The sequence below is a fragment of the Tessaracoccus bendigoensis DSM 12906 genome, from assembly GCF_900141915.1.
Taxonomy (GTDB): domain Bacteria; phylum Actinomycetota; class Actinomycetes; order Propionibacteriales; family Propionibacteriaceae; genus Arachnia; species Arachnia bendigoensis.
In genome coordinates, this window is the sequence record NZ_FQZG01000003.1 from 15327 (window position 1) to 31943 (window position 16617).

The 16617-nt window shown below is 65.1% G+C and carries 10 protein-coding genes and 1 pseudogene; all 11 read right to left on the bottom strand.

Annotated features, from left to right (window positions below):
* Positions 1-7: 7 nt before the first annotated feature.
* The 11 genes and pseudogenes from pglZ to BUC15_RS00115 all read right to left on the bottom strand — a co-directional run bounded on the left by pglZ (position 8) and on the right by BUC15_RS00115 (position 16575).
* Positions 8-2503, bottom strand: coding sequence for a BREX-1 system phosphatase PglZ type A (pglZ, locus tag BUC15_RS00065; protein ID WP_073185196.1), 2496 nt, complete (start codon positions 2501-2503; stop codon positions 8-10).
* Positions 2496-5996 carry a BREX-1 system adenine-specific DNA-methyltransferase PglX gene (gene pglX, locus BUC15_RS00070; RefSeq protein ID WP_073185197.1) on the bottom strand — a complete coding sequence of 1167 codons (3501 nt, stop codon included), beginning with the start codon at positions 5994-5996 and terminating at the stop codon, positions 2496-2498. The genes pglZ and pglX overlap by 8 nt, the downstream gene beginning before the upstream one ends.
* On the bottom strand, positions 5996-9475 hold the full coding sequence (gene brxC, locus BUC15_RS00075; RefSeq protein ID WP_073185198.1) for a BREX system P-loop protein BrxC: 3480 nt from the start codon (positions 9473-9475) through the stop codon (positions 5996-5998). Before brxC ends, pglX begins: the two co-directional genes overlap by 1 nt.
* Positions 9476-9479: 4 nt before the next feature.
* Positions 9480-10079, bottom strand: coding sequence for a DUF1788 domain-containing protein (locus tag BUC15_RS00080; protein ID WP_073185200.1), 600 nt, complete (start codon positions 10077-10079; stop codon positions 9480-9482).
* Complete coding sequence (locus BUC15_RS00085; RefSeq protein WP_073185202.1) at positions 10076-10711, bottom strand: DUF1819 family protein; 636 nt, start codon at positions 10709-10711, stop codon at positions 10076-10078. The genes BUC15_RS00080 and BUC15_RS00085 overlap by 4 nt, the downstream gene beginning before the upstream one ends.
* 230 nt (positions 10712-10941) lie before the next feature.
* Entirely contained in the window at positions 10942-12009 is a 1068-nt protein-coding gene (locus BUC15_RS00090; RefSeq protein WP_073185204.1) for a C40 family peptidase, read from the bottom strand.
* Positions 12010-12044: 35 nt separating this feature from the next.
* Positions 12045-13553, bottom strand: a complete 1509-nt coding sequence (locus BUC15_RS00095) for an ATP-binding protein (RefSeq protein ID WP_073185206.1) — start codon at positions 13551-13553, stop codon at positions 12045-12047.
* A pseudogene (locus tag BUC15_RS21040) lies at positions 13550-15058 on the bottom strand (SCO6880 family protein). The gene BUC15_RS00095 and the pseudogene BUC15_RS21040 overlap by 4 nt, the downstream one beginning before the upstream one ends.
* Positions 15059-15074: 16 nt before the next feature.
* Positions 15075-15305 carry a hypothetical protein gene (locus BUC15_RS00105; RefSeq protein WP_073185208.1) on the bottom strand — a complete coding sequence of 77 codons (231 nt, stop codon included), beginning with the start codon at positions 15303-15305 and terminating at the stop codon, positions 15075-15077.
* Between the two features lie 347 nt (positions 15306-15652).
* Positions 15653-16300, bottom strand: coding sequence for a CPBP family intramembrane glutamic endopeptidase (locus BUC15_RS00110; protein ID WP_139280029.1), 648 nt, complete (start codon positions 16298-16300; stop codon positions 15653-15655).
* Positions 16301-16341: 41 nt separating this feature from the next.
* Complete coding sequence (locus tag BUC15_RS00115) at positions 16342-16575, bottom strand: hypothetical protein (RefSeq protein WP_073185212.1); 234 nt, start codon at positions 16573-16575, stop codon at positions 16342-16344.
* Positions 16576-16617 lie beyond the last annotated feature (42 nt).

Genomic DNA, 16617 nt, shown 5'->3' on the forward strand with positions numbered 1-16617 from the left:
CCTCTCCTCAGAAGTCGAAGTCTGACGTGAAGGAACGCTTCAGCGTGTAGATGGCCTTCTCGTAGACGCGCCACTGGGTGGTGTTGGGGATACGCTCCTCCAGCCGGAACTCGACAGCCCGGTTGTTGTAGTCGTTGGCGTCTTGGCTGAGGAGCATCCGCGGATTCTGGTAGCGGTCTCGTGCGTCGGCTGACATCTCGTCGAAGGTCAGGTTGACGAGGTTCGAGAGCAGCGTTTCGCCGGCATAGAGCCCCGCTCGGAGGGAGCGCGGCTGGACCTTGTCGCTGACCGGTTCTGACTGGAACAAGCGGACGACGACCTGCCCGGTGGTGATCTTGTCCGACTCAGGCAGGATCTTCACATTCACCGGCCGAACGTCGCTCCTGCGCTTCTTGTTGACCGCCAGCACCGGGACGACTATCTCCTGCAAGGTCGCCCCACCATGAACGAAGCGCGATCCGCTGCCTGCCATCCGCAGGCGGTGGATCGACTTGGGAATCTGGACTTCCAGGTCGCTGTCCAGCCCGAGCTGGGCAGCCTTGAACGTGGCGAAGGCGGGATCAACCTTGAGGCCGGTGCCCAGCACGAAGCGCTTGTTGACGTACTTGAGGTCGTCGCCTTGCGGCTTGGTCGACAGGAAGAAGGGGTCGGCCAGCGCTTCGTCCTGGAACAGGAAGCCGTGGTCGGCCGTGATGAAGATGTTGGTGGCGTTGGCGCCGGCCAGCTTCTTCACGAGGTCGACGATGTCGCGCAGCGTGTCCTCCACAGCCTCGAACACCTGGCGCTCGGTGCCGAGCTTGTCCCCCGTGGCGTCGATCCGGTTGTGGTAGACGTACAGCACCCGATTGGCCTTGTAGAGCTCGCGCCGCTCGTCGGCGGGTAGGGCCTTGAAGTCCTCGGCCTGGATCGCCGACCCACCGACCGTCTCCAGGATCTTGCTCCGGAGCGTGGTGTTGTTGGTGGGTTGGTCGTCGGCCAGCACGGTCTTGGCGTCGGCCGAGTGCTTGAGCGTCGAGTGCGGCAGCAGGGCGGCCATACCGAGCTGGGTGTAGCTGGGCAGCACCCCCAGGACGGCCTCCAGGGTCGCGTCGAAGCGATCCTCCTGCCGGATCAGCGAGCCAAGTTCGTCGGCCACCTCGTAGCGCATGGCGTCGGAGATAATGACGACGGCCTTCTTGTCACCGTCGCGTACCAGAGGCTCGACCCATCGGGCATAGAAGTCGGTCTGGGAGCGCAGCGCAGTCGAGCGCCACGTCTCGACCTGGTCGACCTGCTGCTGCCAGGCGTTGCCCAGCTCGTAGACGTACTTGTTGGTGTAACGCTTCTCAACCTGCTCACGCAGCGCTTCGAGGGGCTTGGGGTACTCCGCAGTGCGGGCGGCGACGACGAACTGGCGGTAAAGCTGATCGATGCGGAACCACTCGCGCCGGTACCGCTCCAGACCGGTGTCGAACGACTGCATCGCCAGGTTCAGCGAGGCCAGCTCGCCCAGCAGCTCCGAGGCGCTCGCCACGGCCGTGTAGAGCCGTCGGTAGTTGTCGTTCCAGACGCTGCTCTGCCGTGCCCGGACCACCTCGGCAACCTCGCGAGGCGTGACGGTCTGCTCGGCCACCGCGCGCGCCAGATCACTGATGATCTTCTGATCGGTCTCCTCGAACAGGTCGAGACTGATCAGGTCACGGAAGCTGACGTCCTCGATCTTCGACTTGTAGTCCAAGTCGCCGGCGGCCCGCTTGGCGAGCGTCGAAATCGTCTCCTGACTTCGTCGGTCGTTTCGCAGGCTCGCGAAATCAAGCTGGATGTTCTGCAGCCCGCCCGGGCGGTCCGACCTGAAGCCCTCGAGCGCTCGTTGGAAAATCCACAGCACCAGATCGTCGATGCTCGGCGTAGGCGATTCGTAGCCGTAGATGCGGGCCACGCCCTGCCAGTAGAAAGCGTCGAGACCGTAGTCGGCGAGGGCGTCATATTTGGCGTGCGATCCCTTGGCGTTGTCGGTCAGGAGGGTGCGCGTGATCTCCAGCAGACTGTGCTCACGCTGGCCGAGCACCACGGCGCTGATCTTGGCCTGCAGCCGAGCCGCATCGTCCTCCGGGCTGAGCAGTGCCTTCAGGCTCTGGACACGCTTGGCAGCGTTGAAGAACTTCTCATGCGCCTGGACGACTGCGTCGATGGCCTTGCCCACCAGCCCGAGATCCTGCGCGACAAGTGCGGTGCGGTCCGCCGTGAAGATCCCGTATGCCAGCTCCAGATCAAGCAGCCAGTCGCCGATACCGCTTGGAATCTGGCCCGAGCGGTAGACGAGGAACTTGCCGTCCGGCTCGTCGTGCAACAACCGGCTCTTGACGGCGAACTCATCGTTAGCGACACGGATCGTCTGGATCGCCGGCAGGTCAAGTCTGTCGATTTCGGCCGTGTACTGCCCCTCCGGGTCATGCCAGAAGACCACCCGGCGGCTGTCGAACCACCGCAGCAGGTGTGGCCGGACCGTGGCGGCGTCACTCATCACTGGCCTCAAGTCCGGGGATCTTCTTCAGGGCGGCACCGAACTTCGGGTAGTTCGCCTTCACGCCGTCGTCCAGGTCGATCGCGAGTTGACGCGAGGCCAGGGGGTACAGCACGTCGTGCTCGTACTCCTCGAGCTCGAGCAGTACCTTGCGGAGCCGGTCGGCCTCCTTCTGGGCGGCCGCTTGCTGACGCGGCGTTCCGCCGCCGGCCGCCAGACGCTCCTGCTGGTGCAAACTCGACGTGAGCTTGGCGGCAAACTCGCGCAGGTACTCGTTGAGCACCGTCGAAACCGTGGACGGCGTGTAGCGATGCATGTAGATCAGGGCGTTGAACGATCCCTTGGGGCTGGAGAACAGCCAGTAGATCGGACGCTTCTTGTACCGCTGGACGTGGTCCTTGTAGAAGGACCGCACGAAGTAGTCGCGCATGTCCTTCACACCGAGAGACTCGGTGACGAAGCGCAGGTTCTCCTCGAAGTGCTGCTCCCCGAAAACCACCCGAAGGAAGTTGCGGAAGCGAGCCACGATATCGTCCTCGAACCAGTCACCATCCAAGATGGGAAGCACGTTGTCCTTGTCGGGCGCGAATGTCGGACTCGGCACCTTGGCCAGGTAGTCCCGAACGGTGGCGCCCTGGTCGGCCAAGATGAGGCCGGGCTCGTCCAGGCTATAGCGCCCGAACATGCACGCCACGGCATACGAGACGAGGTCTCCTACGCGCGATGCCATCCACAGTGCCCTGTACTCCGACTCAGATTTGCCGGGGCCATAAGTAAACTCGGGGTTCACGCTGAGCGTCACGCGGCTGGTTGGCACGATCGGGTCGAAGGTCTGGGCCAGGCCGTAGGCCGCGGCAACTTCGGCATTGAGCTGCTCCTCCATCGACCGTACCCTTGCGACAAGCAAGTTCGACTCCGCCAACTCCCGCTGGAGCCGCTCCGCAAGGCTAGAGCCCGGGCACTCAATGGTCCTTGGACGGGAGAACCCCCAGGCCGTCTCTCGTCCATCCCAATCATCCTGATGCACTCGAATTAGTTCGGCGGCCAACACCCTCGCCGCTTCAGAGACCTCCACCACAGGGAGCTGAGCGAGCGTCCCGACTTCAAAGTTGAGAGTCGGCGCTGTGGCCGCGAGCATGTCACGAGCCACCGTCGAGTTGCAGACCGCCATCAGGCGGAGAAGTTCTCGCTCGCCCCCAAAGATGGACAATCCCGCCGAGTCGAACAAGAAACCCTTTGGAAAGTACCTAAAGGCGGGCATGCCAGTGCCAATCTTAGACCAGGAAACGGAAGGCTGGAAGTACAGCTGCGGACTGCGAATCACCGCCTTCGGCCGCTCGGCAAAAAGTTCGGCCCCATCGTTCTCCCAGTCCACCACCCACTCTTGGTTTCCCGCCCACTTACGGTAGTCCCCGCCCTTATTGTGCGGGAACCAACGTTTGCCGCTCAGAGCAGCCTCCTCGCGGGACAGATCGACCCCAAACCGCTCCTGACCAACCTCCGACCACAACCGGAGAAACCGGCCATTGTCTGCCGTCGCCATCCCTTGGCGGGGTTCAGCAACATATTCCAGTCTGGTTCCGCGCTCGAACGCGCCAAGCATTTCCGCTGATAGCCAGTAGGCGAACGCCCCGTTGGGCAGATTCGAGAATCGGGAGAGTTCCCTGATGAACACATACTCGGAATCGCAGGCCATCCGGGAGCTTTCCCGCACGAGGCGAGCCAGTCCTTCTTCGTCGCCGGGCTCTCGCACCAGTCTGACGAAGTGCGACGGACCCGCTCCCTTTGATGCTGCGCCGAAGAAGGCGCAGATCTGAACGGTTGCGCCCTTGAATCCCGACAGCGGAAGCTCAACGAGCCCTCCTAGTCGCGTCCCTTTTGTCGAGAGGAGCTGGCGGATCGACGCGTGACTCGAGATGTATAGCCACGTATTGGGGGACATTATTCCGAATTGGCCGCCCGGAAGAAGGAGGCTTCGAATGCGAGCAATAAATGCAGCAAAAAGATCGGAGTGGAAACCAATATATTCGCTTCTTAGGACGCTTGCTAGCAGTCCGGCCATGTTCTTGCTTCCCATATAGGGAGGGTTGGCAACCACCACGTGGCAGGGCTGCGCAAGATATTTCGCTTGCTCGATGACCCGCTGCGCCCAGTCGAGCGTTTCGGCCAACAGGATATCGCCGTTATCGTCGAGCTGAGTCATGTGTTGGCCGAGGCGGGCGGTCAGCACCGGGTCCGGCTGGATGAGTGACCCGACGGTGTCCGCGTGTAGGAATTGATTCCAGAAAGCTGCCTCTGCATGCCTATCCCCGGCGCGAGTCACCAAGAAGTCGATCTCGGCCGGGCTGAAGCTGATCGGGTCGAGGACACAGACATTGGGTTCGATCTGCTTGCTGAAAAAGGTGCGCTGCTTGGCGCGTGCCTTCATGCTCAATGCGAAGGCGGCCAGGGCCCCCGCGCGGGGATCAATCTCCACGCCGTACAGGTTGTTGGTCAGGATGAGGCCGGGGATCTCGGCCGGGGCATAGCCCTCCTCCTCATAGATCGCGTACAGCAAGTCGAAGGCATAGGTCAGCATGTGCCCCGAACCGCAGGCCGGGTCAGCAATTCTGAGCTCTTCCGGCCCACCGATCTTCACAAAGTCGGCATCTTGGTCTAGTGGAGTGATGTAGTAGGCCATTAGGTCGACCAAGCGGGAAGCCGGTCGGTTGAGCATCCACAGCCGACCAAGCGAGTTCTCGACGACGTAGCGAACGATCCAATGCGGTGTGAAGAGCTGTGTGGCTGCCGGGATCTCGTCGGCGCCAGCCTTCTTGCTCTTCTTGAAGCCGTCAAAGACCTCGTCCTTGCGCTCCGAGATGTAAAACTGGTAGAGCCAGCCGATGACCTCGACGTCTTGGCAGACGTCCCGGGTGAGGACCTTGACCGCCCGGCTCGCGACCGAGTCGTCGGCCAAGAGATTCGCCGGGATGAGCAGCTCGGTGAAGTCGCCCTCCCGCTCGAACATGAACGGCATGGCCCTGTTCCAGAAGCGGCAGTAGTCCGCCAGGAGCAGGGCGTAGGCCTCGCCCTGCGCATCGGCACTGCGACGGGTTCCGTTGAGCAGGCCCGCAACAACGTCGCGGGCCTTGACCCCGACCACCCCGCTGTCGATGTTGCCGCGCTTGGCTTCGGCCAAGATCTCGGGTTGTCCGGTCTGGACCCCGGCGTGCGGGGAGACGACACCGACACCCGTGTAGCCGTTGGCGTCCATGAAGCGCAGGGCGATGATCCGGTTGAACCAGGTGTAGGCGACCTTGTCGGCGACGGCGGCCCGCCCTACGTCGCCCCCACCGCCCACCATGACGGCCTTCTCCAGGGCCTCCACGGACCTAGGCTGTTCAACCCGCTCGGGCGAGGCCGGAGCGAGGACGACGGCGATCCGGGCGCCCACCTCGCGGATGAGCTCCTTGCGTGCCCAGGTGGCGAACGACTTCAGCGGTGCGGTTTCCATCAGAGAGAGATTCGCTTTCCATCGTTGAGGGTCCTCGTGAGCGCGGTGCGCAGGGCGTCGAGGTAGCGGTCAATGTCGGCCTCTGTCTCCAGTACCCCGGAAACACCGGCAGCTGAGATGGTCTTGACCGACACGGTCTGCTTCGGCGGCGGTGGTGTCACCTCGTCACCGTCACGTTCTCTCAGCTGCGAGGCAGCCAGCTGATCGAGCAGGCTTGGGTAGACGGTCTCCTCGAAGCTCGTGCCCGACTCGCGGATGAGGGCGATCTGGTTCTGGGCGCGGAGCCGGGCGAGGGTCTGGTCGACCTGTCCCAGGACGCTCGTCTGGGCGTCCGGAGTTGCCTGGGCGAAGAAGGCGCTCTGCTGGATCTCGGCCTTTCGTCCCTCGATCGCCTCGATGGTGCCGGAGCGGTTGGTAGAAACAACCTGGTCGACTTGGGCGCGCAGCTTGTCGATGGCTTGCTTCAGCTGGGCCATCTTGTTACCGCGGAAGGCGTTCGGGTCGTCCAGGGCGGCACGCACCGTGGCGTCGCTGCCGGAGGGCAGGTAGCCGAGGTTGCCACTGTGGGTGGTCAGCAGTGCTAGGGCGTCGTCGTAGATCGTCTTCTGACCGCCGCTGAGGAAGGCCTGAACCGGATCGATTGTCGATTCTTTGGCGTCGAGCAGATCGTCGCCGAGGTTGAAGTCGGTCAGGTACCAGTCGTTCGGCTTCCCGACCAGCTGGTCGAGCAGGTCGATCGGGACAGAGAGCTGGCTGACGAACGGGTACTTGGAACTGGTGATCGTGGCCTTGAGTTCGTCGAGTTTGGCCTTCAGTTTGTCGGCGCCATGGCGGGCCAACTCGAGCGGGTCTTTGGGGGCGTTGGGCTCGTCGAAGAAGTCGGTGCAGAACTTGCGGAAGGCTGCGACCTTGCGCTCGTCGAAGGTCTTCTGCGGCGACACCACGGCGTGGGCGTGCTTTTGGGTGTTGCGCAGGGCGGCAGCGACCTCGGACCGCTTGAGGAGGTTCCCGTCGACTGTGAGGGTGACTTTCGAGGTGCCGATCAGGTAGGCGATCAGGACTTCGATTGAAGCGAGGTCCCAGCCGTAAGGCTTGGCCGTGAAGCTGTCGATGGTGGTTTTGACCGTGACCTGCTCGCCGAGCAACTCCTTGCGCAGGACGAACGACAACACTTCCTCTGACGGCGCGAAGAGCTTGCTGGCCTCAGCAGCGTCGAACAGGCCGCTGTCGGGGTTGGCTGCTCCGGCGACCTGCTGCTCGCTGTACGTTCGACCGTCGAGCAGTTTGAGCTGGGTGTAGGTGCGGCTGATCAGCTCCTGGAAGCCGTCGTTCACCCGAGCCAGCGCGTCCTGTGAGTTGGAGGTGATGTCGGCGGCGTTGATGACCAGTGTGGACTTGGCCACCGAGCCTTTGACCCGCTCGATCAGCTCCTTCTCGCGGCCGATGTTCTGCGCACCCTTGGTCTGCAGGATCTGGCCCTCGATGGGCGAGATCGACGCGCCCTGCTTGCGCTTGATGTACTTCTCGGTCTTGATCAGCAGCCGCAGGTCGGACAGCACCCGAGCATCGGGCTCGAGGATGACGCGCAGCTCATCCTTGCCCGCGCTGTGCATGCGGATCTCTTCAGGCGAGTACGGGTACTCCGGGGAGATGAAGTGGACCGACAGCTCCTTTTGGGAGCCGTGGGCCTGGTCGTCGAGCTTGAAGCCGAACGGGAAGTCCTGCCCGTTCTTGGTGTAGCGGATCTTGCTGGTCTTGATGACGTCGCCCGACAGGATCCTGAACAGCCGACCGCTGACCTCGGAGCCGTCGATGTCGACGTTCTTGATCTCCTCCTCGATGACCTGTTCTTCATTGGTCAGGTACTCATAGGTGTTGCCGTTGCGCTGAACGTAGGTCTGCGTCTCCAGTACGGTCAGCGCCTCCTTGACCTGCTCCGACAGCGCGGGCAGGTCGAGGCCGAAGCGATCATACACCAACACCGCGAGGTTACGGGGGGTCGCCCGGAAGCTCTCGACGTACTTGACGAGGAACAGGGCCTTGAGGAGCCGGACCGCGAGGGGGTTGTCGAGGTTGCGCTCGGCGACGTCGATCGAACGCTGAGCTGCCGACTTCAGGGAGGCACGGATGCCGGCGAACATGCTGTCGAACGTGGCGAGGTGGCCGACTTCGACGTTGCCGATGTCCTTGGCAACCTGCTGAACGACGCCGAGCATCGAGCGCTCACCGACCGAGCTGTTGCGCCCCTCGAAGACGTTGTGATCGGAGATGCCTTCGATGGCGGCCTGGAACAGCGGGAACTGGTAGCTGACGAACGGGTAGGTGCCGACAAAGTGGGCTTCGTCGGTGTAGTTGCGGTAGCTCTTGGCGCCGTCCACGAAGTCGAACAGGGTCTTGAAGTTGGCGCGCTGTTCGGCGTAGATCACCGACAGCGCACCAACCCCGACGTCGTTCTTCTCCAGCAGCCGCTTGCGAATGACCTCCTCGACATCGGCGCTCGTCAGCTTGAGCCGGGTCTTGAATCGCGCTTGGATCTTGGAGAAGTCGTTGCCCTGTTGGCGGGTGCGGTCGCCCAAGACCTTCTCCATGTCCTCCTGGCTGGTCACGAACACCCATGCCCGACCGGCGCACTTGGTGTTGAGCGACTCGGCGATGGTCTGCAGGTTAAGCATCAGCTTGGTGTCTGAGCCGATGAACTGCCCCACCTCGTCGACGAAGAAGTTCAGGCGGAAGGTCGGGTCTAGCTGCTTGTCCAGCCAGGCCTTGACCTGGTCGGCGAAATCCTCGATCGAGACCGAGTACGAGGCGCTGTACTGCTGGATGACCCCGCTGTGGGTCTTGCCGTCGACTTCGGTGAAGGCACGATCAATGCTCGGTCCTTCGAGCGCTGTCTGTTCGCGCCCCTGGGCCCACGGGATGCCGGCGATGCGCTCGAACGCGTCCTGGAAGGCCTGATACTGGCCTCGGTTGTCGAGCTGGCGCTCGAAGCGAGCGACGTGGCCTTGGTTGCCGTAGTAGCCCTGAGACTCGTCGAAGACCTTGACGAACACCTTGAGTAGGGCGTCGGTCTGGTCCTTGCTAATCAGGGTGGCCTTCTGGTCGATGTTGAACAGCAGGCTCTTGGCGGGGATCCGGTCTGCGTTGTTGAGCAGCCCCGGAAGGAAAGCGTCAGGAGCTTTGGATCGGAAGTTGTCGGAGACGTCCTGGCGCGAGAAGTCCTGGCCTTCGACGTCGCCCAAGAGGTGGGCGAGCATCTTGAGCATGTGCGACTTGCCAGAGCCGAAGAAGCCGGAGATCCACACGCCGTTGCCGTTGGTGTAGGAGGTGTACTCGTCCAGCAGGATCTCCAACCCCTTGGCAGCCTCGTTGGTCAGCACATACTCGTCGACCTCAGTAGCCAGATGCGAAGCGTCATCAGCCTTGATGACGCCCTCGATCGGGCGCTGGATGTCCTTGGCGAAGATCTGGTCGAGCTGCATCAGCTCACGCCTCCTGTTCCAAAATGTTCTTGGCTCGGTAGTACTGGTCGTCCTTGAGCCGACCGAACAACACGAGCGACGAGCCCAAGGTGTCGGACTGCTCGTAGCGGCCCGGGAAGAACATCAGCATCGGTCGTCCCTTGACCACCGACTGCAGGTTGTTCAGCACGTTGTGGGAGCGGATGAAGGGGAACACCTCGCCGATGCCGGTGAGGAAGAAGATGTCGAACTCCTCCTGCGCCAGACGGTCTCGAATCGCTGGGGCGATGTGGAGCTGCGGGTCAAGCATTCCCTGGAGCAACTCGCGGAAGTCGGCCTTGTCCTGGTCGGGCTCGACCGCCAACACCCGATCCCAGACCTTCCGCGCCTTGAGCAGCTCGACCGACAAGTCGTAGAGGTTGATCTCGAACACCTTCACTCCAACGGCGGCTAGCCGGTTCTTGACCCGCTTCTTCGCCCCTGCCACCTCAAGCGCCGCCTCAGGCGGAAAGGGGTAGATGAAGAAGGGAACCTCACTGCCCAGGCCTTCCATCTGCAAGAAGCGATCGCCCCTGAGAACAGCGACCAGGTGCTCCTCCTGCTCGGGCAGTGTCTTGGGGATCACAGCGCCGTCACCTCTCCAGCCATCGGCCGGATCGGGAAGAATCGTAGGTCGCTCGGAGTATGGGAACCCAGAACGACCGAGAGTCGCTCCGACAACAAGGCGGGCATGATGCGCCCAGCCACCGACAGCAACCCTGCCTCCTTCAACATCCGGAACACATTCGACCTCAACTTCCGTAACGTCGAGTCTTTGATCTCTGCCAGTTCTTCGTGCCACAACGCTTTACTCCGGACGAAGCTATCGAAGTCGTGGTGATCCAACGTGGGGGCCAAGAGCAGGAACCGCTCGCGCAGGACTTCCTCGGCGAACTCCCCGATCAGCTCGTACCGGCGGCAGGCGGCAGCCCACATCAGGTGGCTCCTCTCGGACGCGGTGACCTCAGCCACCAGGGCCACCTCGTCGTCGGTCAACGCCGAAAGACGCTTGAGGGTCTCCCGAACGAGGCGGATCCCCGTGCTGTGAGTCCTCACCTGCAGCACATTGCCGTCCAAGGCCAAGCGGCGGACCGTTTCCCAGTCACGGTGCTGGACGTACAGCGGCGCAAGCAGTGCGGCCTCGCGTGCGAGAAGGGTGCCTGTGGTGAAGGACAACGCATAGCGCAAGGGGGCCACCGATGCTGCGGCGTCGTTCATCGATCCCTCCTCTGCTCGGGTCGTCGTCAGGGTCTCGTCAGCCGATGGCGATGCCATTCACGACCGGTGCGCCGGCTTCCCGGCACGCGCGAGCCCCATTGCGTCTGCATACTTCCATCCCGACCCTAGCGGGCCCACCCGACACTTCCTGTCAGACCCGCGATCCAGCGCGAAGGCGACGCTGCGACCCCTCCGCGTCCCGCGCGGTGGGAGTGAGTGGGATGGGACGCCTACTCGACGAATCGGACCACGCGCCACACGAGGCGGCTGTAGTAACCGGTGGTGAGGCTGTCGATGGAGACGCCGCTGCCGTCGGAGTTCACCATGCGGCCGTCACCCAGGTAGATGCCGGCGTGGAACACGCGGCCTCGGGGGCTGTGGGAGAAGCCGATCACGTCCCCCGGCCTCATCTGCGCGAAGTCCCTAGGGATTGGCTGGCCGCCGGAGTTGTAGGTGATGTCGTGGGCAAGGTGTGGGAGACGGACGCCGATCTGGGCATAGGCGTAGAGGACGAGGCCGGAGCAGTCGAACCCGGTGACGACGCGTCCGTCCTGGCCGCCGGGTGAGCAGCAGATGCCAGTTGAGGGTCCGCTGGGTGTGCCGCCGCCCCAGCTGTAGCGGGTGCCGAGCCAGCGGAGGGCGGCGTTGACGGCGTCCGTCGCCGGGCCGGTGCCGGTCAAAGGCGTGCCGGTGGTGTCTGAGTCGTCGGTGACGCACGGGTTCTCTGCGACGTCGCCGCCGCTGTAGGCGGCCGCGTAATAGAGGACGTCGTTGACGTACCAGAGCGCGTGGTTGTAGGCGAACAGCGCCTTCCGGACGCCGTCGGGACCCAACAGCGCACCCGAGGCGACCAGGTAATTGGCCGCGGAGTGGACGCTGTCCGCGTCGTCGGTGATGACCGCACGTCCGTCGCCGTTGCCGTCGACCCCGTAGAAGGCGAAGGTGGCCGGCATGAACTGCATGAGTCCGCGGGCGCCGGCGCTCGACGTGGCGTTGTGGCGGCCGTGGTTGGTCTCCTCCATGCCGACCCCGGCAAGCAGTGTCCAGGGCAGCCCGTACTGGGTAGCGGCCGCCTCGTAGAGCGCCAGCACGTCGGCGGGGATCTCGGTCGGCGGGTTGTGGAGGCTGGCCTGACGAGGGCTCCCAGGCTGCGGCAGACCGACCACGGACGCCGGCGGGGTGCAGCTGTTGGCTGCGACCGCCGGGGTGGCGAGCGTCGTGACGAACAACACCAACGCGAGGGGGACGGTGAGCAGAGCCCCAAGCGAGAGTGCGAGGGCCCAGGCAATCGCCTTCATCGTGAGCTCGTTTCGGTCATTCTTCCGGCGAACTTCTACCGAGCGCCGTCGATCGCCTGGTTGGTGTACGTGAACGCGGCGGCGGCGGGGTGCAGGACGGTCTGCACCTTGTAGATCTGCTTGCCCACGCACCACAGGGCGCGGCCCTTGCGCTGGGTGGCCCAGTCGGCCATCAGGTGCTCGGCGATCGGCCCGAGCTCCAGCAGTTCGGAGAGCTCGCGCGCGACGCTTGGGTCCTGCCCGTGCAGGATCTTCAGGTCGGCCAGGTTCAGCAGTTCCTTGGCGATCGCGGTCGCTGCCGACGTCGACTCCCCCACGGTGAGCATGTCGCCGGGCTTGTGGCCGACGACGAACTGGATCTCGCCGTCCCGGCGGGAGAACCGCATGTCGGCGTCCAGGCTCTTGACGGCCTCCAGACCGAGGCGCATCTGTTTCCACATCTCGTCGCGGATGTTGATCCGCAGGTCGCCGGGGGCCTTGATCTCGCGCATGGCGCGCCCCCACGAGGACAAACAGGTCAGCGCGATGCCCATGGCCTCGTCGCCGAGGGGTTCAAGACGCGATAGCGAGAACGACTGGATCGGCGCCGACCAGTCCACGGCGATGGTGGTGGGCGCGTCGAACAGACCGGCCAGCGCGCCGGTGACCAGTTGGCCGAGTGCGTCGCGCAGCAGCCGGGTCTCGTCGAGGAACTGCCGGGTGGATGCATACCGGCATTCGGTCACCAACTGGTCGGTGGGGTTGGCGAGCAGCTGCCACAGGGCGGGGATGGTGGTCACGTGCAGGGTGTGGTGACCGTCGAGGTAGCCGGTTAGCTGGGCGAGGGCGGCCTCGACGACGCGGGCGTCGGTGGGTCCGAACGGGACGCGTTGCTCGCCCACGAACTGTGAGCCGACCAGGCCGCGGATCAGGGTGAGCCAGCGGCGGAAGATGATCCCGGCGCGGCGTTGGGCTTCGACCCGGTCGAGGGTGTCCCAGCCGTCGCCGAGAGGGCCGAAGTCGAGCGGGTTGATGCGGGCGCTCATGCCGGGTCCGACGGCGAAGGGTTGGACGCCGAACGCGCGGCACAGCGGTTCGTACTCGTCCTTGGGGTCGCCGAGGACGAACACCTTGTAGCCGAAGTCCATCATCAAGGTGGCAAAGTTCTTGGTGTTGGTGGACTTGCCGCCGCCGGGCTTGCCGAAAGTGATCACGTTGGGGTTGGTGACCGGGACGGTGTCGTCGAGGACCCAGCCGAGCGGGTCGGCGTAGAAGCTGCCCCCGGACAGTTCGTCGATCCCGATCTGCGCGCCGGTGGGAGGCAGGGGCGGGTTCGCGATGAACGGCCACCACGCCGCCGCCTGGTCGCTGGTCATCCGGTACTGGACGACCGGCGTCCCGGCCGGTGTCCAACCCCGACCCGGACGCCGCAGGCCGCGGCGCGGCGACGCGTGGAACAGGTACGGCTCCTTGCCGGGCCGTTCGGGTTCGGGTTTGGTGGGCAGGTCGTGGCCGAAGTCGGCCAGCAGTTGGGCGGTTGACCGGCCGCGGGGTGGCGTCCTCATTCGTCGGCCTTCCGGGTGAGTCCGAGACCGAGCGGCAGGGTGGCGGCGGCGAAGCCGGCGTCTTGGGCGAGGTCGAGGCGCAGGGGGGCGAAGCCGGCGCGCCGGATGGACGCGTCGAGGCGGCGTCCGAACTCGGCGACGCGCATGGTCTTGGCGACGGTGACGCACGCGACCGCGTAGGGGCGGGTGAGGGCGTGGCCGGAGGCTAGTTTCGCGTCGAGGCGGTGGGCGCGGGTGACGTTGGCGCGGTCGCGGGAGCGTTGCCGGATCTGGAGCCGGCCACGGAGCCCCTCGCCCATGTCGGCGGCCCATTCGCCGGAGGCCGTCTGTCGGTCGGCGCGGCTGAACGGCAGGATCGGGAACACCACCGTGTAGCTGCGCCGCTCTCCCGGTTCGCTGGGGGTCAGCACCGGCGCGAGGGCACCGAGGCAGGCGCCTCGGTCGGGGAGCTTGATGGTGGAGCTGATCGAGTTCCAGGCGTCGTGGGAGTAGTGCCGCATCGTGGTGTCGGCACCGGAGGGGCCGGCCATGGCCCACGGCACTTCGGTGCACACCGACGGGTCGGTCTGGTGGGCGGCGAGCGCGTCGATGATCCCGACCCGGTCGGCGGGCGCGAAGCCGGTTCGGACCGCGAGCGCCAACTGGGGCGAGGTGAGCCAGGTCACGTCGGTCATCCCCATGCCGCCGCGCAGCATCGCGGAAACCTCGTCGGCCAGCGCGTACAGGACGCGGGTGCGCCCCTCCAGGCCGCCGCCGAACTCGCGGGCCTGCTTCGCGATCCGGGTCTCAGGGACCACGAACGTGACGAACGCCTCGGTGCGGACCGCGGCGCGGGTCAAGGCGGTGGCGAGTTCGTCGTTCATCCGCCTGGCCAGTTCGGGGCCGTCGGGACGCCGATGCGTCGCGATTCACTGCTGCCGCTCTGCGCCGTCGTCGGGGACGGTGCGGACCTGGAACACGATGTCGCTGATCAGGGACGCCCGGGCAGCGACGTCGAGCAGTTCGGTGAGGCCGCGGCCGTACTGGTCGCGGCGTTCGCCTTCGGCCATGCCGACCCCGGGGTGCCGGATGGCGGCGGTCATCGCCCAGGTGCGCAGGCCGTGGTCCTGGATGACGGCGTACCGGGTCTGCGCCGGACCCTTGGGGGCTCCGTCGTGGACCTCGATGCCGGTCATCACGCCGGGGAGGTCAGCGTTCTCGAGGGTCTCCGCCTTCCCCGTCGCGGCCTTGCTGCGCCACGACGTCCAGCCGAACGCCTTGCCGGCGGCGAAGCTGAGGCTGGCGAGTAACCAGCCTGTGGCCGACCGGTCGCGGACAGGGACGACGACCAGCACCGTCACCACCGCAGCGAGCGCGGCGAGCTGGGCCGCGAGCAGCCAGCGTTGCTGGTTGGCGGCCACGAACACCGGGATGACCGCGAGGGTCAGGGCCGCCAGCCGAGGGCCGGTCAGCCCGAAGAAGAAGCCCACTCGATCCGGGCCGTAATCGTCGTACACCGCAGCCATGACGAGACCGCCGTTGTCAGAAGGTCGGGGCGACACCCGAAGGTGACGCGAACGGGAGCGGGATGTCGAGCCGAGGATCGCGGACGTCGTGCGGGACGTCCGTGAGCGCGAGTTCGGCGACGCGGGCGGCTTCGACCTGCTGGGCGCGGACGCGGCGGGTCTCCCTCACGCGCCAGTCCTGGTCCAGAAGCGCTGGCTGCGTGTCGGGTGCGTCGGCGTCCTGGTAGGGGTAGGTCCAGTCATCCATGCGGGAGCCTCCTGTCGTCTGGGGTGACCGACGCCACCTCACCCGCATAACGGGGGCGGGGTCTGGCCCGTGGACATCCCGCGGCGCAGGAACGGATCGGCTTGTGCACACGCGGCACCTCCTCGCCGTCATCGCCCCATCTGAGGTGCGCTAGGTCTCGAGGTCCGATCCGACACCCAACACTCACCTTCGCGGCGCCGTGCGCATCCGCGTCCTGGGCAACTTCAAGCAGGGCTTGCTGCTAGAAGGATCGTCGGCCCGGCGGCGGCGTCCGTAGCGCGCGTAGAACGCGATGGCGACGCCACCCGACTCGGCCGAGTTACCTCCCTGCGCGACCGTGATTGCTGCTACCCCATGCTGTTGAGCGCAACGTGCACAACGGAGGGGACGAGCAGGTTGCGGGTGCGTTCGAACAGGATGCCCAGCGCGAGCCCCAGCAGCGACTGCTGGACGATGGTGATCGCGATGGCGGGCAGGAGCCCGGCATGGTCAGTGTTCGTGTAACCGGACCCGAGGTGCCAGACGCCGAACACGAGGGCCTGGACGACGAGAGCCCATCCTGGCCCCGCGATGAGCCGTAGCCGCGTTTGCAGGAGGCCTCTGAACAGGAACTCTTCGAGGAAGCCGTTCTGCATGAAGTGGGAGGCGAAGCGGCCCAGCAGGCGAACGATCGTCTCCTGGCCAACGATCAGGGTGTAGGCGAACCAGGTAACCGGAATCACGCAGCAGATCAGCAGTGCGCGGCCGACCCGGTGGCCCTTGCCGAAGCCCAAGGTGGAGGGACGGGCGCCCGCGAGGAGGAGTACGAGCAGCGGGATGACGACGTAGGTGGCCGGGTTGACGACGAAGTTGCCGAGACCCTCCCCGAACCATCGTTCGCCCAACCCTTGGAGCCAGCGCGACAACGGGGTCCACCACGGGATGGCCGCATCGTCGGCAGTGACGTGGTGGAAGGCGAGATTGTTCCACCCGGTGAGTGCGATGAAGACCGACACCAGCCCCAGCTGCACCCATACACGTCGGCGTGCAGCGCCGGTCACGACGCTCGGGGCGCGTGCGGGGTCGTGGCCGCCGTGACAAGCAGGCTGAGGGAGAGCAGGACGAGTCCGACGACGATGCCCGCCACCGGGATGTCGTGTCCCCCAAGGGCGAGCACGAGGACGGCTGCGAGCCACACTGCGATGTAGAACCGCGCCGCTGCCGAGCCGGCGACCTTCTTCACCACGTCGATGATGCTGTTCAGGGAATCCGACCGCTGTCCTGCTGTCACGATGATGCAACTCGCCTTCCTATGGGTGCCGATGGACGGTGC